Here is a 22,910-nt window from a genome sequence, read left to right on the forward strand (position 1 = left end):
TGTGGAACAAAGTGTTTGAAACAAGAAAATGCGGGGTGTGTCACCGGAATTTAACTATAGAGATAAAAAATAAAAATATCACAAAAAAACCTAAAATTAATACAACGGTTAATTGTCTTAATTTTCGTATAATTTAATTGTCCCATTTTGTATCCGGTTACAAATAATGAACGTCAAGTTTTTGGGCGCAAGGGAGGGAAAATATAAATATTTTTTTGCGAACGCTTTTATGATTTACTTTCAACAAATTTCAAGGGGGTAGCAAAATTGGCAAAAAAATCGAAACGGTTAAGAAGAATGGTTATGTCTTCTCTTATCACAAGTGTGGCTGCTGCCACGATTGCCGGCGGGGCATTTGCCTCACCACCGGACCACTCAAATGCTGGTGGGAAAAAGGCGCCATCGGTTGAAGCTCATGTTAAGCCCACTATTAAGATTGGTCAACGACTATTCAAAGATCTCAATGCCAATGGCAAGCTTGATCCTTACGAGGACTGGCGCTTGTCCACCGAAAAGCGTGTAACCGATCTCCTGCCGCGAATGAGCATGGAGGAGAAGGCAGGCATCATGCAAATCACATCACTTAGCACGACCGCCATCAACGATTACATCAATAATCGCCATATTCGCTACCTTATTATCCGAGACAATCTTTCAGCTAAAGCTCTAGCGGAGCGAGCAAACCAATATCAGGAGATTGCCGAGGCCTCACCGCTGGGTATCCCGATCGTTTTCACCTCCAACCCGAGGAATAACATTAATGAACAGAACGAGTTCGGCATCAGCGAGGCTTCCGGTCAATTCTCCACCTGGCCTGGAACCCTGGGTCTAGCGGCAACGCGTGACCTCAGCCTCATTCGCGACTTTGCCGAGATTGCCCGCGACGAATGGCGCGAAGCCGGCATCCAGAAGGACTACGGCTATCAGATTGAAACTGCGACTGAACCGCGCTGGCGCCGCATTTCCGGCACGTTCGGGGAAGACCCAACGTTGAATGCAAAAATTGCCAAAGAACTCGTCCTTGGTTTCCAAGGTGAGGAGCTTAGCAGCAAGTCTGTCGCACAGACCGTTAAGCATTTCCCTGGTGACGGAGCGGTCGTCCGAGGCCTCGACCCGCACAATGAGTCCGGTCAGTTTGCGACCTATCCAACACCTGGCAGCCTTTACAAATATCAGCTGCCGCCATTCCAAGCTGCCATTGATGCTGGAGTGAGCTCGGTCATGTCCTACTACAATGTCCCTAAAAATGAGGGCAGCGCTGCACAGCTTCCACGTGAGCTTTGGCAATCGGAGACACAGCAGTTCGAAGAGGTAGCCGGTGCTTACAACAAGACCCTCCTCACTGACCTGCTCCGTGACCGGATGGGCTTTAAGGGATACGTCAACAGCGACAGCGGCGTGCTGACCAACCGCGACTGGGGTGTGCATGACCTAACAATCGAGCAGAAGTTTGCCAAGGCAATCGATGCAGGAACTAACATTTTCTCTGACAACAACGACCCAAGCGGCCTTATCTCTGCTGTAAATAAAGGCTTAATTAAAGAGAAAGACCTTGATCCTTCCGTGTCCCAGCTGCTTACTGAAATATTCAACCTCGGACTTTTCGAGGACCCATATACGAATCCGACAGAAGCTCAGGCCATTGCCAGCTCAGAAAAATCACAGGCCAGAGCAGACGAAGCGCATCTTAAGTCCGTAACACTTCTCCGCAACAATCAAGGAATGCTGCCGCTGACTGATGAAAAAATCGCAGATACAAAGCTATACGTAGAAGTGTTTAGCGGTTCCAACAGTGCCAGTCGCACAGACGCATTGAAGAAGATGATTGCGAAGGAAGACCCAACAGTAACGACCGTTGACACGCTTGATGAAGCAAATGCCGCAGTTGTTTGGCTGCGTCCAAGTCCATTCGAGTTGCCTGACAACTCTACTGTAGACATTAAATTAGGCACAAACACCGGAATTAACGTTGCAAAAGTTAAACAAATCGAAGCAGCCGTCCCAACTACCCTTGTGATCAACATGACCAATCCATGGGTTATCGATGAGGTAGAGCCTGCTGCTGCGTCCGTCGTGGCTACCTACAGCGTCAAGGCTGAAGCACTACTCGATGTCCTTCGCGGACGCTTTAACCCAACAGGTAAGCTGCCTATCACAATCCCAGCCAATCAAGAGGCTGTAGAAAAGAACGCGTCTGATGTCCCAGGATATGCCGAAAAGTTTGACTATACTTACACAAATGCAGCGGGTGACGACTACACCTTCGGCTTTGGTCTCAGCTATAAAAAGTAAGAGCATCTTGCCGGTCATACTACATTACCACTAAGTGTTTTCATCTAGGTTATATCTGAAAACTATTAACTTTAGTTAAAAATCAGTTTTATGCAAATTGAGAGCCGAGGAGTACGGTATCCTCGGCTTTCTCTATTGTATTTTTACATTCTATTCTCTTTTTTAGTAATATCCCTGACTACATCCTCAATGGTTACATTTCCGAGAGCTTTCTCCAAAGCCGCCTCGGCAATTGAAAACAGTGGACCAATTGTATTTTGAATATTTCTCCCTACGGGACAATTAGGATTGGGATTTTCATGTATGCTAAACAATTCTTTCTCCTGGACAACATTAACTGCTTTATAAACATCCAACAAGGTAATAGTAGATAGATTCTTTGCTAGTTCAGCCCCAGCAATACCAGGTCTTACATTTACTAATCCTGCTTTTTTTAACATGCCCATAATTTTTCTTATCACGGCTGGATTTGTATTGACACTTCCCGCAATAAACTCTGATGAGTTTACCTCGCCTTTATTAACCTCAAGAAGTGTTAATATATGAATTCCAACTGAAAAACGGCTGCTAACCGACATCTTTGCTCACCTTCTCTATTGTCTCTCACTTTAATATCTCCATATTATTATAATGTAATCAATTTGATTACAAGTGTATTATACCAAAATTACGAACAAAATATATAAATGGTTTTTACGTTGACAAAAGATCAACATGTTATTAAAATGATTACAGGTAATTGAATTGATTACAGGTTAGTGGCAATAATAAAAATAATTTTAACAATAAAACAATTGGAGGAATATCAAATGAAAATATTAGTAACAGGTGCAACAGGAAAATTAGGATCAAAAGTAGTGGATACCTTATTAAAAACTGTACCAGCGAATCAATTGGCTGTCAGTGTACGCAATCCTGAGAAAGCAGAAGGATTACGAGCTCGTGGAGTAGAAGTTCGCCAAGGAGATTTTGACCTTCCGGAAACATTAGATACTGCTTTTGCAGGGATTGATCGTTTATTAATTATTTCTGCGGATGGTGACAATGAAACAAGAATTCGTCAGCATACAGATGCAGTCACAGCAGCTGAACGGGCAGGAGTGAAATATATCGCTTATACAAGTTTGGCTAATGCAACAGAAAGCACAAATTTAATGGCACCGCCTCATGTTGCGACAGAAGCAGCAATTATTAAAACAGGGATTCCATATACTTTCTTGCGTAACAATTGGTATTTGGAAAACGAAATTGGGAGCATTCAAGGGGCGATTGCAGGTGCTCCATGGGTAACTTCAGCTGGAACAGGCAAAGTAGGCTGGGCACTACAAAAAGATTATGCAGATGCAGCAGCAGCCGTGCTTGTCGGAAACGGTCACGAAAATAAGGTATATGAACTTTCTGCTCCTCTATTAACTCAAGAAGAATTAGCATCTGCTCTTGGCGATGTATTGGGTAAAGAAATACCTGTACAACAAGTCACTGATGAGACTTATGCAGAAATCATGAAAGGTCTAGGTTTACCGGATTTTGTCATTCCAATTGTTGTTGGAATTCAAGAGAGTATTCGAAATGGTTCATTAGCAGTTGAAAGTAATGATTTTGAAAGGGTACTCGGTCGTCCAATTACGCCGATTAATGAGGCATTAACCCAAATAGTTAACCAAATTTCTCAAACAAAATAAAATAAATTCCTTTAAAACCCGACCTTTTTGAATAAATCAGAGGTCGGTTTACAAAAAGTTTATTGTATTAAAGCACGTTAAATGGTAAAATATAGCTCCAATGTAAAGAAAAGCATCTACAAAAAATTGTAGATGTTTCTTTTTGTGCCAGTTCCCGTTGTAAAACTCATATTGAGAGGTGACGGATAAGAGAATGAGCTCGAAAAAACAAATATCAGTTCATGAACATAAAGATTATCAAACAGAAGTGGAGCGCCTAGAGTTTACTAAGGAATATATTAAAAGCGTTCTGGAAATATCGAAGGGAAATAAAGAACAGTTTGTCGAGAATTTGAAAGAAGCCTTTGCTGAACTGGATACGTCAGACAGTAGTTTAAGCTACATGACCCTTTTAACGAATGCTCAATATTTAGAATTGGCCGAAAGTGAATTGGAACGGTTAGCAAGCGTCATCGGGAAACCATATTTTTCGAGAATCAATTTTACAAGCAGTGGTGACACCAAAGAAGAGATTTTATATATTGGGAAAGCCTCACTGTTTGACCGTGTGAATCAGATTCCGATTATTGTCGATTGGCGATCACCGATTGCAAATGTTTACTATGATGGCCGGTTAGGAAATGTTTCGTATGATGCCTATGGAGAAACGCAAAGTGGCTATTTATCGTTAAAGCGGCAGTATGAAATCGAAAATGGACTATTAAAAGAGATTAGGGATATCGATTTAACCACACATGATGAACTATTGCAGAAATCCTTATCAGGAAAAGCGGATAATCGCTTAACAGAAATTGTGGCGACCATCCAAAATGAACAAAATGAAGTAATTCGAGCTTCACTTAAACACCCTATTATCGTTCAAGGAGCGGCTGGAAGTGGAAAAACAACCATTGCTCTCCATCGAATTTCCTACTTTCTCTACTCTTCTGGATATCGATTTCCTCCAGAAAAATTAATGATTCTTGCGCCAAATAGATTGTTTATCGATTATATTTCCGCCGTTCTGCCTGATCTAGGGGTAAACAAAATTAAACAAACCACCTATATTGAATTTATGAGAAATTGTTTAGGGAAGAAATTAACATTAATATCTCCTAATTCAAAATTAATGGCGCTCATTAACGGAAACGAAAAATCAAAATGGATTCAATGGGTGTCTAGTTATAAAGGATCGCTGGATTTTAAGGAGTTAATTGACCACTATTTAAAAGAAATTGAGTTTAATTTGGCACCTTCCGAGGATTTTATGATTGAAAAATCACGACTAATGAGAGGGGGGAAACTCAAAAAACTATTTATCAATGAATTTCACTACTTACCTATCTATAAGAGATTGGATAAAATTAAAAATCTATTAGCAAATGATTTAAGAATAAAAAAATCGATGATTCTTTCAAAAATTAATAGCAAATATGACGATGCATTAGAAAAGCTCCTTTTTAGCAGCAGGCTGGATTCAGAAAAAAGAACGGAAAAAGTAGTCAGCTTCATGGATTCGAAAGAAAAAAGAATAAGTAGGGTGGAACTAGAATCGAAGGTAGCAATAAAAAATTATATGGCACCTTTTGTTAAAAAAGATATTTTTACCTTATATAGGGAATTGATTACGTCCCCTGAACTGTTACAAAAATATTCTCGAACGCTTTCCGAGTTAGAATGCAAGAGGTTAAGTAACTATTGTCAAAGGATTTTTGCTAAAAAGGCGCTAGAGCTTGAGGATTTAGCTCCAATATTTTACATGAAGTCAAAATTAGAAGGTATTGAAGAACCATATAAAATGAAAAGTGTTTTCATTGATGAGGCACAGGACTATAGCTATTTCCAATTTGCCGCACTAAAAGAAGGTTTTGAAACAGAATTGTTTACGATTGTGGGAGATTTAGCCCAAGGGATTCATTCCTATCGAGGGTTAAACAGCTGGGAACCATTAGTAAACGACATTTTCCCAAATGCTAATTATCAAGCTTTACAAAAGAGTTATCGAACGACAGTCGAAATTATGCATTTAGCCAATGACATTCTTTCTATCATGGATAAAGACTTACCAAAAGTAGAACCAGTCATTCGACATGGGGACAAACCATGTTTTACGAAAATTGACCCTGGTAATTTGGAACAGGTAAAAAAGATACTTGAACATGATATTAATTTACTCAAAGAGGAAGAACTTAACTCGATTGCGATTATTGGAAGAACAGACAAAGAGTGCTTACGAATACATAAAATGCTGGAGAATAGCAGTCTTCCAATACAGCTATTAGAAGAAAAAGAAGATATGAAAAAGGGATGCGTTGTGATCCTGCCTTCCTACCTTTCCAAAGGATTGGAATTTGATGCCGTATTGATTCTTTCCATGGAAGAATCGTACAGAGAAGAAGAGTTAGACATCAAATTATTGTATGTAGCCATGACCAGGCCGATGCATAGGTTGTATTTATATGCGAGTGCGCCATCGGAATTATTATTAAATAGAGCTGCATCCGTCCATTTTGATACGAAATGAAATAATAAAGTGCCAGACACCATTTGAAGAGGTGCCTGGCACTTTATTTAAAAAGGTGGATTTATTTCTTGACACGGTTCTACATGAAAAAAGATACAAATTGTTCTGACTCTCTTATCTTTCTTGAAATAACACAACAGGATTATTGAATTAATTGGAGAATACATTAACAAGACTTAAATTTTTCCACCGTAAATCATCATTGGAAAATTGGTAGTCAGGCGTTTTCCCTCAGAAACCAAATTAATAGAGTAAATGTAGATCATGTAATAAATGTAAATCATTATTTTAAAAGCGAGGTGGATTAGATGATGAATGGAAAAACTCTGTTTATTGCCGGGCATGCAAAGTTACCTCAAGGGATGGCAGCGAAAAGTGTATTTGAGACATTGACGATTACAGCAGAAGTCGATTCAAAATATGGAGTCATTCTCGAGGCCTCCTGTACATTGGCTACTGAACATGCCCGTGGGTTTGTTGGCCAGGTGTTAAGGGGGATGAGTTTAAACGACGGAATCGATGACGCAATTGCTGCACTTCAAATGTATTATCGAGGTAAGGCTGCCAATGCATTGGTAGCGGCGTTAAAAGATCTAGATCTCCATTACCAGCAAATAAAATCTACAGAAAAGTAATTGTTGAAAAATTCAAATTATTGGTATATAGTTAGAATAACAACTGTATGACAGCAAAAACCTTGCTGCATGACCAGATGGATCGTAATAAAAATGATGATATTAAATTGACTATATTCACTTGATCTTCCTTCGCCGGAAGACGAGCTATGAGTAGGAGTCAGTAAAGCAATCAATGGAATTTTTCATTGCTTGCTTTGCTGGCTCCTTTTTGTTTTATAAGTAGTCGGAAAGAGGTGATTTTGTGAAAGGGGCACTTGATGGAATCCGAATTTTGGATGTTTCTCGGGTACTGGCAGGACCATTTTGTTCTATGATTCTCGGTGACCTGGGAGCAGAAGTGATCAAAATTGAACACTATGCATCAGGCGACGAAACGAGGGGCTGGGGGCCGCCTTTTGTCAATGGAGAAAGTGCGTACTATTTATGTGCCAATCGGAATAAACAAAGTATGACACTTAACCTTAAATCAGAAGAAGGGAAAAAGATCTTTTCCAAACTGGCTTTTACTAGCGATGTCGTGATTCAAAACTTTAAATCTGGAACACTTGAAAAGATGGGATTAGGCTATTCGCAGTTAAAAACAATAAACCCTGGACTGATTTTGGCTTCCATCACAGGTTTTGGTTCAACGGGTCCCTATAAGGATTTGCCAGGCTATGATTATATCATTCAAGCAATGAGTGGGCTGATGAGCATCACTGGCGAACCTGAAGGGAATCCGGTAAAAGTTGGTGTGGCGATCGCAGATGTGTTAACAGGACTGTATACCTGTATCGGCATATTGGGAGCTTTACAGCATCGGAACCAGACCGGGGAAGGGCAGGAAATTGATATTTCACTGATGGATTGCCAGATTTCTTCATTAATTAATGTGGCAAGTAATTATTTATGCAGCGGAGTGATTCCAAAACGACTGGGCAATCGACACCCAAATATTTCCCCGTATCAGGTGTTTAATACCATGGACGGTGAACTTGTCATTGCTGTAGGAAACGATGAGCAGTTTAAGCGATTTGCTGCTGTCCTGGGTAGACCGGAATTAGCGGAAAAGGAAGAATTTATTCATAATGAACAGCGTTTAAAGAATAACGATAAACTGATTGCCATTTGTGAAGAACTGCTTTCAAAAAAGCCAAAAAAAGAGTGGAAAGAACGATTTGATGCTGCTGGGGTTCCGAATGGCCCAATCAACACCATCGCTGAAATGTTTGAAGATCCACAGATAAAGGCTAGAGAGATGATTATCGAAATGGAACATCCATTAATTGATCATCTTCAATTAACTGGCTCACCGTTGAAGTTATCGGCAACACCGGTAACTATGAGGCGCCATCCTCCACTGTTTGGCGAACACACAGAATCACTATTAGAGAGCATTGGATACAATTCTGAAGAAATTTCGAGATTAAAACAAAATAATATTATTTAGGGAGGAAATATATATGATGAACTTTGAATTAACAGTTGAGCAGCAAAGTGTAAAGGAAATGGTTAGAAAATTTGTTGATAAGGAAATCATTCCAAATATTCAGGAGTGGGATCGCCAAGGTTATTTTGAACCGGCTATTTTGAAAAAATTGGCGGATTTGCAAGTAATGGGTGTCTGTATCCCCGAAGAGTATGGCGGAGCTGGCATGGATTATAATGCACTGGCGATTGTATGTGAGGAATTGGAACGAGGAGATACTGCCTATCGTACAGCCGTTTCTGTTCATACGGGACTAAATTGCATGACGATCATGCAATGGGGAACAGAGGAACAAAAACAAAAGTATTTAGTCCCCCAAGCACAAGGTCGTAAAATTGGTGCTTTCGGATTGACAGAACCGAATGCGGGATCTGACGTTGCAGCGATGAATACATCAGCTACTAGGCACGGAGATTACTATATTTTGAATGGGTCTAAAACATGGATTTCTCTTTGTGATGTTGCTGATCATTTCTTAATTTTTGCCAAGACAAATCATGATTTAGGGCATAAAGGAATTACTGCATTTATAGTCGAACGTAGTTTTGAAGGGGTAGAAACGAAGGCGATCAAGGGTAAGTTGGGTATTCGTGCTGGAAATACTGGAGAAGTATTTTTAACTGATGTAAAAGTTCCTGTTGTGAACAGATTAGGTGAAGAAGGGGAAGGGTTTAAAATTGCCATGTCTGCACTAGATAACGGCCGATTTACAGTGGCTGCAGGAGCAGTAGGTTTAATAGAAGCAAGTCTTGAAGCAAGCCTTATGTATTGCCATGAACGGAAAGCATTTGGGAAAGAGATTGGAAAGCACCAGCTTGTACAGCAAATGATTGCAAAGATGAGCGCAAATCTTGAGATTTCCAGATTGCTGGTTTTTAAAGCAGGGTGGTTAAAGAATGAGGGTAAACGAAATACAAAGGAGACGTCTCTGGCTAAGTGGATTTCATGTAATGCTGCTTTTGATGCTGCAAATGATGCCGTTCAAATCCATGGGGCTTATGGTTATTCCGATGAATATCCAGTTGAGCGCTTTTTGCGAAATTCCAAAGCTCCTGTGATCTATGAAGGCACAAGGGAAATCCATACGATTATGCAAGGTGAGTACGCTTTAGGTTACAGGGAAGATAAGACTCTGCGTAAACAATTGCCCTCATGGCCTTTTGAACAAGTGAGCGTTACTAAATAGTTGGCCATGAGGGCATGGAAGCTCATGGGAACGGTTCTTGACAGGTTGGACGTTTTCCAAGTTAGTAAATCCGGATTAAGTAATCGGAAAATATAATTGAATGGTGCCTGACACTTTATAAATGGTATAATAAGGAATAATGGGTGCGCATTTACGAAGTAAAGGCTATTCATATATTTTACGAATGTTTGATGGGGGTGTTTGTATGCTAGTTGTTACAACAGAAAATATCCAAGGCTACAAGGTGGTCGAAGTAAAAGGACCTGTTTTTGGTTTAATCGTTAGAAGCCGGGGCTTGGGTGCGGATATTATGGCGAGCTTAAAAGGTTTGGTAGGCGGAGAAATTAAACAATATACCGTAATGCTGGAGGATTCGAGAAAAGAAGCCATGGACCGGATGATCAAGAATGCAAATGCGATGGGTGCCAATGCAGTAGTTATGACTCGTTTTGACTCAGGGGAAGCTGGAAAAAATATGAGTGAAATCTTTGCATATGGAACGGCAGTCGTAGTCGAGAAAATGTAATGAACGGACTTTGGATAATTATCACCTATTACGGTTTGCAAATCATCGCTGTTATTGTTTTTATTTTATTAGGAGTGCTTATTTATGACAAACGTTTCAAAGGTCGGCAGGGTGATAAAGTGCCCGCCGGATTTGAAAAAACAGATGAAATAAACATTGACCCAGTGACCAATGAGAAAACAAGAGTGTACTATAATCCCCTAACAGGGGAGCGTTTTTATAAAAAGGAAAGATAATGGCCTAAAAAAATGACTCGAATTGTAAAACAATTTGTAGTTATTTTTTTTACCTTTTTTATTTGTGGAGATCTCTAATCCGTCTTGAATCATGAACTAATGATAAAATTCATTATCCTGGCTTTTATTCATTTCATACCATAAATTTCTAGGGATTTATCATAGGTTTCGACGTTAATTATTATATTTTCACCTAAAGGGAATTTCAGAAAATAAAGCAATAAAAGGGCATGGAGGGTAGAAATGCAAAAACTGACGTCTTTATTTCATAAAAGAATAGGCATTAAGAATAACGAAACAATTACCTTTGAAAATTTAGCTGAGGTTCTTGAAAAAACAGCACAAAACATACCGTTTGAAAATTTATCTATCATTGAAAACAAAACTCATAAGATTACAAAGGGAAACTTAATGAACAAAATAGTGGAAAGAAACGAAGGCGGCCTTTGTTTCGAATTAAATCCACTTTTCTATTTCTACCTATTAGAAAATGGGTTTAATGCAGTCTTAACAGACGGTGTTGTTTATAATCATGCTGCCGAAGAGTATCATCAACTTGGAAGGACACATGTCACGGTTCTTGTAAACCACGAGGGACAAACCTATTTAGTTGACACGGGTTTTGGTGGGAATTTACCGTTAAAACCCGTTCCAATATCCGGTGAGACCATTTCTTCGTATAATGGAGAGTTTCGAATTAAAAAAGTAAATCAACAATATGGGTACTATTGTTTAGAAATGAAATTAAAGCATAAAGATTCAGATTGGAAAATTGGCTATGCATTTGATACCAAGAAACCTATTGAAGATTTATCGAAGTTAAATGAAATCCAAACAATTATTACCGAACATCCGAAATCTTCATTTAACAAACATCCATTAATAACTCGACTTACAAATAACGGAAATATAACCTTAACGGATACCACATTTACCCAATGGGCTGACGGGATTCTCACGAAAGAGAATATTGATAAGGTAAAATTCAAAGAGCTGGCAAAACAACATTTTGGGCTGTAAAAACATAATGTCATTTTTGGGGCACGAACTTAACAAACATTTCTGGCGAACAGTAATAGTATGTTTATATATTAAAAAAGGGACTTTCACTTTTTTATTGACTATGAAACCTTCATGATTACGTTTGCATTTGCAAGCTTGATCGTAGCCTTACTGTCATTTAACCAAAAAAATAATCCTCCTTTGACTTTAGCAAAGACAGTAAAAGAGCATTTTCACATATGCATTTCTAGAGAAGCTAGTGCTTTTTTTTCAACCAGCTAACGACTCCATAAATAATAAGCAGTAACCCCCCGATCTCGATAGCATGATCGGCCAAGTTAAGAATTCCACCAGAGCGAATAATAAAATCTGTCACCTGCCCAAACAAAAGTCGATCAATGCCATTTCCAATTGCTCCGCCGACTAGGAATCCAAAACTGCTATCGATGAGAGCACCTTTCATATCTCCGGTTTTGCGAAAATATAAAACACCTATAACGAACAACACAGCCACAACACCGAAGAGCCGCGCATAGCCTTGAAATAAACCTCCTGCCATCCCGCTATTTTCGATATGTGTGAATTGTATTCCCCACAATGTAAATGTTTCATTGATGTCAATGTAGGCCCGAATTAGATATTTAGAAAGCTGGTCCATCACAATAACGAGGATAGCAATTACGTAAAATAGCATATATAGTCCTTCTTTCTGGTAGAATCCTTTGCATCCTAATCATCAGTATAATTGAAAGCATATTTCTATTCTATTATGAAGCTCTAATACGTTTATTCGATATTGTTAAGTAGAATAATTGCGAAGTAGCAACAATCGGGATTGAGAACGGATCATTTAATTGATAAATAGATTCCATACCATTTTTATTTGACCACGGTATTAGCTTGTTCATTAAATATTCACATGCTTCTGAAAAAGCACATGTCCGTTTTCTTCATAAAACCCTATATCTTCTATGTAGGTCAAATAACAGCAGGTAATTTATTAAATGTTGTAGAAATTAAAGCTAGGTGAAATGTTCTTTATCTACGAGGATGGTATATTCTTCGCTAATCAAATGCTACAAGGGTGGGAGTAAATATGTTAATAAAGCCAAAGAAATTGCTGCCGGGAGATCGTGTTGCTACAGTAAGTCCTTCTTGGGGAGGAGCTGGTGATCCAGAACTTAGATGGCGGTATGAACAAGGTGTAAAGAGATTAGAAGAAGTTTTTGGACTGAAAGTTATCCCCATGCCGAATAGTTTAAAAGGGAGCGACTATCTTTATAAAAATCCACAAGCTCGTGCTGAAGATTTGATGACAGCATTTAAAGATGAAAGCATTAAAGGAATCTTTGCAAATATTGGTGGAGAAGATAGTATTCGTTTACTTCCTTATATTGATGTTGATGTTATACGTGAAAACCCGAAAATTTTTATGGGCTACTCAGATGTAACTGTTTCACATTTATTTTGTCATAAAGCAGGAATTTCTTCTTTTTATGGTCCGGCAATATTAACCGATTTTGCTGAAAACGTTAAGATGGATCCATATACGATTAACATGGTGAATCGAACGCTCTTTTCAAATGAGATGATTGGCGAAATTCAACCAGCCAAAGAATGGACGAGTGAACGTATAGAATGGATAGAAGAGAATAAGAACCGGCGACGGGCAATGCGACAAAATGTAGGTTATGAGATACTTCAAGGCTCAGGTGTAGCACAAGGACATCTGATTGGAGGTTGTATTGAGGTACTAGAGTTTGCGAAAGGAACAGTGCTTTGGCCTGAAAAGAAGTATTGGAATGATAGTATTCTTTTCTTTGAAACATCTGAAGAAAAGCCGGAACCAAATAATATTAAGTATTGGTTGCGAAATTATGCCATACAAGGAATTCTACAAAAAGCCAATGGAATCATTTTTGGTAAACCGCAAGACGAGAAATATTACGAGGAATATAAAGTTGAAATTCAAAAAGTCATGAAGGAATTTAATTTGGAGGATTTGCCGATCCTATATAACTTGAATTTTGGTCATACCGAACCGAAATTTATATTGCCCTATGGAGCAAGGGCGGAAATTAATTGTGATAAAAAGACTTTCACGATTTTAGAAAGTGGCGTGGAATAATTAATTGCTAGATAATAATTAGCATGCAGTGGGAATGATCAAAAAGAAGGAAGTGGTAAACGATTCATGATTCTCCTGATCGAACGAAATCCGCGATGAATAATTTTATCTACACAGTCGCGATTTCATATTTACCGCTCCATGATAAGGCCTCGGAACGAGAACAAATGGTATTTAAAATTTTATCTATTGTGTTAATTTCACTGCCATGTTACGATTAAGTTGTCAAATGTGAACAATTTGTGAAACTTACGATTTTAATATAAAATAGGAGTCCCTTTTAATACGAAACAGCGAACCTGTTGATCGGTTAAGAGGTTTTTTAACTCATATGACAAGGGTAAAATATTATAACAGTTGGTGCGTAACAGCGAACCTGTTTGAGGCGAATCGTTGTAATGATTCAAATGGGATTCCGCCTATTTTAAGGAATCTAAAAAGAATCTATTACAATGGTTTTTATTTTTATTCCGTTATATAGTATACTTATAGAATAAACACCATTAACATAGTGATAACATTGAGTAAAACAAGTGAGTTGAATCATGTGAATAAATATGAAGCAGAATTTAGTAACATTGTTCGCGCGTATCGAAAACGTCATATGGGTAAAGGCCCTAGTCAAGTTCGAACAACGTTTTGTAAGAACTGGGCAATTTGTGAATTAGAAGGTAATTTATCTCCTATTGAAAAATTTATTGCTTCAGCGGAAGATGGGAGACAAATGTTACGATCTGCTCGTACTGAAATGGTCAAGGAGATTTATAAAAAAAACTATCCACAGGAAATGGAAGAACTACTTGGTGCAAGATTCATTCGTGTCTTTGTGGATATTGATATTGAAGACGACATGGGGATGTCAATCTTCGTGTTTGATCAAGATATTGAGGAAAAGTTTAACTTAAAAAGTTAACCCCAATGAAAACATCATTCAACTACATATTGTTGGCACTTGACAGCGACCCTGTTAAAGACTAACCACCTAGAGCTATTTGTCCGTTTTATCGGATGAATATAATCTTAGGTGGTTTTTTATTTGAAAAATTGCAATTGACATGATTGAGGAGGAAATGAAAATGGGAAAAACTCAACATCCAGGACCACAAAAAAAGGCAATGTTACCTGCCCCTAAATACTGGGTTAGTCCAATTCCTTTTGGATTAGGAAAGATTAAGCCGCAGCATATCCGCGATACGATGAAAATTGCTTGGGATAATAAAGACAATATCGGCTATGCCACACGTATTATTACAAAAGGGGTTTGTGACGGTTGTGCACTCGGTGTTTCAGGGTTGTATGACCAAACATTAGAGGGGCCACATGTTTGCACCACACGTTTGAATGTGCTTCGGCTAAATACTATGCCTGCGATTTCGCCTGAAATTCTTCATGCAGATATCGATGAACTAAGGAAGTATGATAGCAGTGAACTTCGTAAGCTAGGTCGGATTCCATATCCAATGATTCGTCGAAAAGGGGAACGTAAATTTTCACGGATTACATGGGATGGCGCAATGGATTTAATTGCAGATAAAATGAAAAAGTTGGATCCTAAACAATATTCATTTTATTTAACCGCTCGAGGGATTACAAACGAAAGCTATTATGTTGCAGCAAAGGTAGCTCGTTTTCTTGGGACCAATCACATTGATAACGCTTCCCGTATTTGCCATGCTCCAAGTAAAACAGCTTTAAAACGTTCCATTGGAGTGGGAGCTTCGACATCCAATTATTTAGATTGGATTGGAACAGATGTCTTATTGTTTTGGGGAAGTGTCGCTTCGAACTCATCACCTGTATCTTCGAAATATATGCTTGAAGCAAAGAAAAAAGGAACCAAAATCATTGTTGTTAACCCATACCGTGAACCAGCGATGGATAAGTATTGGATTCCATCAAACCCTGAGTCTGCATTATTCGGTACAAAAATTGCCGATGACTTCTATCAAGTCAACATTGGCGGGGATATTGCCTTTATGCATGGAATCATGAAGCATTGGTTTGATATGGAGGAAAAAGCATATGGGTCAGCGATTAACCATAAGTTCGTAGAGGAACATGTAAACGGTTACGAGGGATTAAAGAAAAAAGTCCAAGAACAACCTTGGGAAGATATCATCGAGTCTTCAGGTGTTTCTAAAGAACGAATCATTGAATTAGCTGAGCTTTTAGCAAACAGCAAAAATGCGGTGTATGCATGGGCGCTGGGTCTGACCATGCACTCCTTTGCAACTGACAATATCTCTCAAGTAGCAAACCTGGCACTCCTTCGTGGACACTTAGGACGAAAGCACGCTGGTCTCATGCCGTTCCGTGGACATTCTAGCGTTCAAGGCAGCGGAGAAATGGGGGCAGACCCGTTTGTTTTACCTGGCGGAGGCTGGGATGAGAAAAATGTAGAGCGAATCGAAAAACTTTGGGGATTTGACCTGCCAAAGTGGCAGGGTGATATAGTTGGTGTCACACTAGAAAACGTTGTTCTTCCAGAAGATCATGAGCGGAAAGTGAAATTATATTACCTATCTGGTGGTAATTTCTTAGAAACGATGCCTGACCCAGATTTTATTGAACAAGCCTTATCTGAACTGGAGATTCGCGTTCATCAAGATATTATTTTAAATACATCGACTTTAGTTGATGCGAAAGAAGCAGTCATCGTGTTACCGGCAAAAACGCGTTATGAGCAAGAAGGAGGCGGCACGAGTACATCAACAGAACGGATGGTTTACTTCTCTCCTGAAATTACTGGTAACAAAAACATGATTGAAGAAGCACGTGCAGAATGGAAGATTTATCTGGACCTTGCCAAGCGTGTAAAACCAGAAACGTTTCATTTGGTCGATTTTGCTGACGGGCAGACAATTCGTGAGGAAATTGCCATAGCAAACCCTGATTACGACGGCATCCAGTATTTGAAAAAGCAAGGAGACGTTTTCCAGTGGGGCGGTGCTTGGTTATGTGAAGATGGAATTTGTCCAACTCAAGATGGGAGAGGTACCTTAATTCCGGTTGATATTCCGGATTTAAATAAAAAGCCAGAACAATTTATTATTACATCTCGCCGTGGTAAGCAGTTTAACTCGATGGTGTATAAAGAAGTAGATCCGTTAAACGGTGCTGGTCGTTATGATGTATTAATGAGTCCTGTTGATGGGCAAAAATTAAGCATTGCTGAAGGCGAAGGAATTGTTGTTTATAACGGATTTGGCGTCTTCCAAGGTACGGCCAAATTTGTTGATATTGCGAAAGGAAATTTAGAAGTTCATTTCCCGGAGGGTAACTACTTACTGCCGCGCGGTCGGTATGAGAAATTTGCCGGCATTCCGGATTACAACATCACGGTTACTGTTGAAAAAGCAGAACGATATCATGCGCGTAAAGATACCCAATATCTAGAAAAGCCGATTGCTGAGCTTGAAACAGAAGTTGGTTAAGGGCAAGAATATTTTATGGAAAGGGGCACCGAATTTGTTAAAGGAAATCACTACTTCTCAAAACATTGTAAAGTATAATGGACATAACTTCATAGAGGAAAAGGATGACATTGCAGTCGAATCTGCCTTAACGATTATATTAGATGGAACTGAGTTTGCCACCATGGTATGTACCCCTTCTGAACTGAAAGAATTGGTGGTCGGCTTCCTAGCTTCTGAGGGTGTGATTCGAGTCTACCAAGATATTCAATCGATCCATATTGATGAAGAAACGGGATTTGCTTATGTTGATCTTGTGAGTAAACATTCGCTCCAAAAAGATTTCCATTCGAAGAGATTCATTGGTTCTTGTTGTGGAAAAGGGCGGCAATTTTACTTTCATAACGATGTAAAGACAGCGAAAACGGTAATGACCAAATTGACGGTTACACCGGAACAATGCCGTGAGTTAATGAAGCAAATGCAAGAAAACTCTACACATTTTCAACAAACCGGCGGGGTTCATAATGCCGCACTATGTACGAAGGATGGAATTGTGGCAGCACGAACGGATATCGGTCGACATAATGCCCTGGATAAACTTTTTGGCTATTGCATGATTAACCGAATACCACGTAAGGATAAAATCATTGCTTTCAGTGGCCGAATTTCATCCGAGGTGTTACTTAAAGCAGCCAAGATTGGAGTAGGAATTATTCTATCCAAATCTGCACCTACCAATCTTGCCCTAGATTTAGCAGAAGAACTCGGAATTACGGCGGTTGGCTTTATCCGAGCTAACGGATTTAATGTTTACACCCATCAGGAGCGCATTCAAGGTATCGAATATAATCGATCATCGTCATCTGTGTTATAAGGATTCAATCATTTTTAAAAAAGATAAAACACTCACAAATATGAAAAGCCTAATTTCTATGTATTGTAAGTTAGAAATTAGGCTTTCATAAAAGGGCCCGATTATTGGAGAAGGGAAATGATACATATCTAGATTTTGATTGTGGAGCGCATGACGATGCGTTAACGAGTCGTTATACGGAAGGGGGACAAAAAGAAAAAGAAAATAAAAATAAAAATCAAAATAAAAAAGAAAAACAACAACAAGAAGCTTTTAATCCAAAAATAGACAAAAATCCTGACACAGATAATAATCAAAAAGTAGTAGATGTAAAAGAAATTATTGAGTTTTGGGACGACTATGGATTTGGTTTTTCGAACATGAATGCGAAAGAGCAGCTGTTAGTTTGGTTAGATGATTCTAGCTTTTTACAGACGAAAGATATGATTTTAAAAGCGATACGGCAGGTGAAGAGTGATGTGTTTCGCGAAGTTCTGTGATTGCAGCCATCAAGTTTCCTTCTTTTGCATATAAAGACAATAAAAATTTGTATTATTTTATCAAATATATACTATTTATCCCTTATAATAGCATTAATGAATGATGTTAATAAGAGAAACGCAGCCAATTCTGAAAGGGGATACATATTTTTTGAATGCAAAATATCTAGATTTACTCGCCCAAAAATATGATAGTGCAGAAAAAGTAGCAACAGAAATTATTAATCTCGAATCCATCCTAAATCTACCAAAGGGGACTGAACATTTTGTCAGTGATTTACATGGTGAATATCAAGCCTTTCAACATGTATTAAGAAATGGTTCAGGGAAGGTAAAAGAGAAAATCAATGACCTGTTTCAATATATCTTAACGGAAAACCAAAGGAATGAATTTGCAACATTAATTTATTATCCAGAAGAAAAACTTCAGTTAATAAAAAATCATTTTTATAATGAATTAGAATTAAATCAATGGTATACAGAAATGATTGAGCGGATGATTATGCTCATCTCTTTTGCCTCCTCTAAATACACACGCTCTAAGTTACGGAAGGCTTTGCCGAATCAGTTTGTCTATATCATTGAAGAACTGCTTTACAAAAAAAATGATTCCACCAATAAGGATGATTATTATTCAAAAATTGTCCAACAGATTATCTCTTTAGGACAGGCCGATAAGCTGATCATAGGTCTTGCCTATACGACACAGCGATTAGTTGTCGACCATCTTCATGTAGTTGGGGATATTTACGACCGTGGACCCGAACCAGATAAAATTATGGAAACACTGATCGGTTACCATTCAGTAGATATTCAGTGGGGAAACCACGATGTCCTATGGCTGGGTGCCTTTGCTGGATCAAAGGTATGTCTGGCAAATATTATTCGTATTTGTGCGAGATACGACAATTTGGATATTATTGAAGACGTATATGGAATCAATCTAAGACCATTACTTAATCTATCGGAAAAGTATTATGAAGACAATCCAGCTTTTAGACCTAAGGTCCATTCCGATAAAAGTCCATCTGATCATGAACAACTGCAAATTACAAAAATTCATCAAGCAATCGCGATGATTCAATTCAAACTGGAAATCCCGATCATCAAGAGACGCCCGTATTTTAATATGTCAGAAAGGCGATTGCTTGAGAAAATTGATTATGAAAAGAACGAAATAACCATATATGGGAAAACCTACCCTCTAGTAAATAGTTGCTTTGCAACGGTTAATCCAGAGCAGCCCGATCAATTATTAGAAGAGGAAAAACAGGTGATAGAAAAATTGTTATTTTCCGTGCAGCATTCCGAGAAGCTGGCTAGGCATATGAAATTTCTAATGAAAAAAGGCAGCCTTTATTTGAAATATAACGGTAACTTATTAATTCATGGCTGCATTCCTTTAGATGAAGAAGGAAATATGGAAAAAATGACGATTGAGAATAAAACGTATGCAGGCCGTGAATTACTTGATACGTTTGAATATAATTTACGATATTCTTTTGAACACCCGGAAATGACTGATGACCTTGCAACAGATATGGTTTGGTATTTATGGACCGGAGAATACTCATCCCTATTTGGAAAACGAGCGATGACCACCTTTGAAAGGTACTTTATTAAGGATAAGGAAACGCATAAGGAGAAAAAGAACCCTTATTATTACTTACGAGAGAATGAAGAACTTTGCAAAAAACTCCTTGCTGAATTTGATCTCGACCCTGAGCAGGGTCATATTATCAACGGTCATACACCAGTGAAAGAAATTGAGGGAGAGAATCCCATCAAAGCGAATGGAAGAATGATTGTTATCGATGGTGGGTTCTCAAAACCCTATCAATCTGTAACAGGTATAGCAGGATACACCTTACTATATAATTCCTACGGTATGCAGTTGGTGGCTCATAAACATTTTCATTCAAAAGAAGATGTATTAAGTGACGGTACGGATGTATTATCGGTAAAAAGAGTAGTGGATAAAGAACTTGTGAGAAAAAAAGTAAGAGAAACGAATATTGGTAAAGAACTATTACAGGAAATTTCAATTTTGAATAGTTTGAGGGAATATCGGTATATGAATTAGAGCGGATTGTGGGTTTTCTCCATTCTTTTTGTATAAAATAAGAATAGAAAATAAACTTGAAAAGGTGAGAACATGAGTCAATTATCCGAGTTGTTATCCAATCAACATAATCAAAATGTCGAGGAATTAAAAGAATTGCTCCGGATTCCAAGCATCAGTTCCTTATCCGAGCATAAAGAGGACATTCAAAAAGCGGCTTCATGGATTGCCAATAAATTAGAAAGCATTGGAATGGATCATGTTGAAATCGTCCAGACGAAAGGTCATCCGATTGTTTATGCGGACTGGCTTCATCAGGAAAACGCCCCAACAGTCTTAGTGTACGGGCATTATGACGTACAGCCCGTTGACCCTGTTCATTTATGGGAAACGCCCCCTTTTGAACCAACGATCCGTGATGAAAAGATCTTTGCCAGAGGGGCAACCGACGACAAAGGGCAGACGTTCTTACATATCAAAGCAGTGGAAACACTATTGAAATTAGAAGGTAAATTACCGGTAAACGTAAAATTTTGCATCGAAGGAGAAGAAGAAATCGGAAGTCCTCATCTTCCGCCATACTTATCCGAAAATAAAGAAAAATTATCCTGTGATGTGGTTGTTATTTCCGATTCTGATATGTGGGACAGAGGCGTCCCTGCCATTACTTATTCATTAAGAGGTCTGTGTGCATTAGAAGTTTCTCTTAAAACCGCTAATTCTGATTTGCACTCGGGTATGTTCGGCGGGGGAGTTCAAAACGCCAACCATCTATTAGTACAGCTGCTTACTACTCTTCATGATTCAAATGGTAAAGTAAATGTTGATCATTTTTATGATGATGTAGTGGAATTAACCGCATTTGAAAAGGAACAAATTAAAGCACTGGGTTTCGATGAAGAAAAGTTAAAAAAATCGTTAGCATTAACTGAGTTAACAGGAGGGGAAAACAATTATCCTTATCCTGAGAGAATCAGCTCCAGGCCAACATTAGAAATCAACGGATTATGGGGCGGATTTCAGGGGGAAGGAACTAAAACGGTCATCCCGAACGAGGCTCATGCCAAAATCACCTGCCGTCTAGTCCACAATCAAAACCCTGAAAAGATTCAAGGATTGATTAAAAAGCATCTGGAAGAACATGCACCAATAGGATGCACGCTGAAAGTGTCGCTACAAGATACGGGGAATCCATTTTTAACGCCGATTGACAGTCCGATGATTCAAAAAGCGGCCGAAGCGTATGAAATTGTTTATGGGAAATCGCCTGTTTACAAAAGAGAAGGTGGCTCCATTCCTATTGTATCGGATTTCAACCAATCCCTACATGCACCTGTTGTTTTAATGGGATTCGGTCTGCCAGATGAAAATCTTCATGCTCCAAACGAACACTTTAACTTAGAAAACTTTGATAAAGGAATCTTAACGATTTGTTCCTTTTTAGAACTTCTAAATAAGTAAAATGGTGCCTGACACCACCTTCAGTGGTGTCAGGCACTTTTATTAGATTCAGGTGTTTGAATTTAAAGCTGAGTGTGTAGTATCGTATACACGAGGAGTGATTGTATGAACGAAACCATTCAATTATTAAGAAATCATCGCTCAGTTAGGGACTTCGACGCAAAAAAAGAGGTAAGCGAAACACAGATCGAAGTGATTATTAGGGCGGCTTTGGCTGGTCCCAATTGGATTAATGGACAGCAAGTGAGCGTGATCGAAGTTAGGGAGCCTGAAAGGAAAGCAGCATTGGCGAAAGCGGCAGGCAACCAAAGGTGGATTGAGGAAGCTCCAGTTTTTCTAGTGTTTTGCATAGATTTTTATCGGGCGAAGCTGGCTTCTGAAAAAAATGGTACGGAGTTTAAAATTATCGAGGACTTAGAAGCCATTTTGATCGGTTCAACAGATGTAGGGATTGCTCTGGGTAGCGCGGTGATAGCGGCTGAATCGATGGGACTCGGGATCGTTCCAATCGGAGGATTACGGAGAAAGCCCCAAACCTTTGTTGATCTATTGAATCTTCCGGAATATGTTTTCCCAATCTCAGGTCTGGTGGTCGGATATCCACGATCCGTCCCTGGTCAAAAACCAAGGCTGCCAATTAAGGCAACCCTTCAGAAAGAACAGTATGATGCGAAAATTCAAAAGGAAATCATTGACCAATATGATCAAATGATATCATGCTATATGTCTGAACGGACCAGTGGAGAAGATACCAGCGACTGGTCCAGTAAGGTCGCTCAATTTTATGATACGGGTTTTGACCAATACGCAAAAAATTCCAGTCCTACGGTGAAAAATCAGAGGTTCCGATATAAGTGAAAAATTCATATATCTGACTCAAAAAAGAGCAACGGACAAGTTGCTCTTTTTATTGATAAATTTTAGAATGTAATAATAAATGTGTTTGGAACTCAGCGT

General features: G+C 38.8%; 19 protein-coding genes and 1 pseudogene. 18 read left to right on the forward strand and 2 right to left on the reverse strand.

Translation table 11 applies throughout. The annotated features are described in order from the left end of the window. Window positions 1–267: 267 nt before the first annotated feature. Window positions 268–2,292, forward strand: coding sequence for a glycoside hydrolase family 3 protein (locus ACSU6B_RS12370; RefSeq protein WP_410885575.1), 2,025 nt, complete (start codon window positions 268–270; stop codon window positions 2,290–2,292). Window positions 2,293–2,435: 143 nt separating this feature from the next. Here the strand turns inward: ACSU6B_RS12370 and ACSU6B_RS12375 are convergent, their stop codons facing one another. Then, window positions 2,436–2,870: an Rrf2 family transcriptional regulator gene (locus tag ACSU6B_RS12375; RefSeq protein WP_410885577.1), complete on the reverse strand. Its 435-nt coding sequence runs from the start codon at window positions 2,868–2,870 to the stop codon at window positions 2,436–2,438. A gap of 231 nt (window positions 2,871–3,101) precedes the next feature. Between ACSU6B_RS12375 and ACSU6B_RS12380 the strand changes: the two genes are divergently transcribed. From ACSU6B_RS12380 to ACSU6B_RS12415, 8 genes are all read left to right on the forward strand, one after another. After that, window positions 3,102–3,974, forward strand: a complete 873-nt coding sequence (locus ACSU6B_RS12380; RefSeq protein ID WP_410885579.1) for an SDR family oxidoreductase — start codon at window positions 3,102–3,104, stop codon at window positions 3,972–3,974. Between the two features lie 193 nt (window positions 3,975–4,167). Further along, the gene (gene helD, locus ACSU6B_RS12385; RefSeq protein WP_410885581.1) at window positions 4,168–6,477 is read left to right on the forward strand and encodes an RNA polymerase recycling motor HelD; all 2,310 of its coding nucleotides are present in this window, start codon (window positions 4,168–4,170) and stop codon (window positions 6,475–6,477) included. A 308-nt stretch (window positions 6,478–6,785) separates the two neighbouring features. After that, window positions 6,786–7,112, forward strand: coding sequence for a DUF3870 domain-containing protein (locus ACSU6B_RS12390; RefSeq protein ID WP_410885583.1), 327 nt, complete (start codon window positions 6,786–6,788; stop codon window positions 7,110–7,112). Window positions 7,113–7,356: 244 nt separating this feature from the next. Next, window positions 7,357–8,544, forward strand: a complete 1,188-nt coding sequence (locus ACSU6B_RS12395; RefSeq protein ID WP_410885585.1) for a CaiB/BaiF CoA transferase family protein — start codon at window positions 7,357–7,359, stop codon at window positions 8,542–8,544. Window positions 8,545–8,560: 16 nt separating this feature from the next. Beyond that, entirely contained in the window at window positions 8,561–9,769 is a 1,209-nt protein-coding gene (locus tag ACSU6B_RS12400; protein WP_410885699.1) for an acyl-CoA dehydrogenase family protein, read from the forward strand. Window positions 9,770–9,974: 205 nt separating this feature from the next. After that, a complete protein-coding gene (locus ACSU6B_RS12405) occupies window positions 9,975–10,295 on the forward strand; it encodes a YbjQ family protein (protein ID WP_168244485.1) in 321 nt (106 codons plus the stop codon). Next, window positions 10,295–10,531 carry a hypothetical protein gene (locus tag ACSU6B_RS12410; protein WP_410885587.1) on the forward strand — a complete coding sequence of 79 codons (237 nt, stop codon included), beginning with the start codon at window positions 10,295–10,297 and terminating at the stop codon, window positions 10,529–10,531. The genes ACSU6B_RS12405 and ACSU6B_RS12410 overlap by 1 nt, the downstream gene beginning before the upstream one ends. Before the next feature lie 243 nt (window positions 10,532–10,774). Further along, on the forward strand, window positions 10,775–11,551 hold the full coding sequence (locus ACSU6B_RS12415) for an arylamine N-acetyltransferase family protein (protein WP_410885589.1): 777 nt from the start codon (window positions 10,775–10,777) through the stop codon (window positions 11,549–11,551). A gap of 238 nt (window positions 11,552–11,789) precedes the next feature. Here the strand turns inward: ACSU6B_RS12415 and lspA are convergent, their stop codons facing one another. Next, the gene (lspA, locus tag ACSU6B_RS12420; protein ID WP_410885591.1) at window positions 11,790–12,227 is read right to left on the reverse strand and encodes a signal peptidase II; all 438 of its coding nucleotides are present in this window, start codon (window positions 12,225–12,227) and stop codon (window positions 11,790–11,792) included. A gap of 402 nt (window positions 12,228–12,629) precedes the next feature. On the opposite strand from lspA, the gene ACSU6B_RS12425 reads away from it, so the two are divergent. From ACSU6B_RS12425 to ACSU6B_RS12465, 9 genes and pseudogenes are all read left to right on the forward strand, one after another. Further along, on the forward strand, window positions 12,630–13,661 hold the full coding sequence (locus ACSU6B_RS12425) for a S66 family peptidase (RefSeq protein WP_410885593.1): 1,032 nt from the start codon (window positions 12,630–12,632) through the stop codon (window positions 13,659–13,661). Between the two features lie 59 nt (window positions 13,662–13,720). Further along, window positions 13,721–13,834, forward strand: a pseudogene (locus ACSU6B_RS12430) (DNA alkylation repair protein); the annotation flags it as partial. Window positions 13,835–14,208: 374 nt separating this feature from the next. Continuing rightward, window positions 14,209–14,574, forward strand: coding sequence for a DUF2294 domain-containing protein (locus ACSU6B_RS12435; protein ID WP_168244478.1), 366 nt, complete (start codon window positions 14,209–14,211; stop codon window positions 14,572–14,574). A gap of 163 nt (window positions 14,575–14,737) precedes the next feature. Next, window positions 14,738–17,095 carry an FdhF/YdeP family oxidoreductase gene (locus ACSU6B_RS12440; protein ID WP_410885595.1) on the forward strand — a complete coding sequence of 786 codons (2,358 nt, stop codon included), beginning with the start codon at window positions 14,738–14,740 and terminating at the stop codon, window positions 17,093–17,095. Between the two features lie 34 nt (window positions 17,096–17,129). Continuing rightward, complete coding sequence (gene fdhD, locus ACSU6B_RS12445) at window positions 17,130–17,951, forward strand: formate dehydrogenase accessory sulfurtransferase FdhD (protein ID WP_410885597.1); 822 nt, start codon at window positions 17,130–17,132, stop codon at window positions 17,949–17,951. 104 nt (window positions 17,952–18,055) lie between these two features. After that, window positions 18,056–18,430, forward strand: coding sequence for a hypothetical protein (locus tag ACSU6B_RS12450; RefSeq protein WP_410885599.1), 375 nt, complete (start codon window positions 18,056–18,058; stop codon window positions 18,428–18,430). A 151-nt stretch (window positions 18,431–18,581) separates the two neighbouring features. Further along, window positions 18,582–20,513 carry a fructose-1,6-bisphosphatase gene (locus ACSU6B_RS12455; RefSeq protein WP_410885601.1) on the forward strand — a complete coding sequence of 644 codons (1,932 nt, stop codon included), beginning with the start codon at window positions 18,582–18,584 and terminating at the stop codon, window positions 20,511–20,513. Window positions 20,514–20,585: 72 nt separating this feature from the next. Beyond that, window positions 20,586–21,953 (forward strand): dipeptidase, encoded by a 1,368-nt coding sequence (locus tag ACSU6B_RS12460; RefSeq protein WP_410885603.1) that lies wholly within the window; start codon window positions 20,586–20,588, stop codon window positions 21,951–21,953. 105 nt (window positions 21,954–22,058) lie between these two features. Further along, the gene (locus tag ACSU6B_RS12465) at window positions 22,059–22,811 is read left to right on the forward strand and encodes an NADPH-dependent oxidoreductase (protein WP_410885605.1); all 753 of its coding nucleotides are present in this window, start codon (window positions 22,059–22,061) and stop codon (window positions 22,809–22,811) included. Window positions 22,812–22,910 lie beyond the last annotated feature (99 nt).

It is taken from the genome of Neobacillus sp. C211 (assembly GCF_051842875.1).
GTDB lineage: Bacteria > Bacillota > Bacilli > Bacillales > Cytobacillaceae > Neobacillus.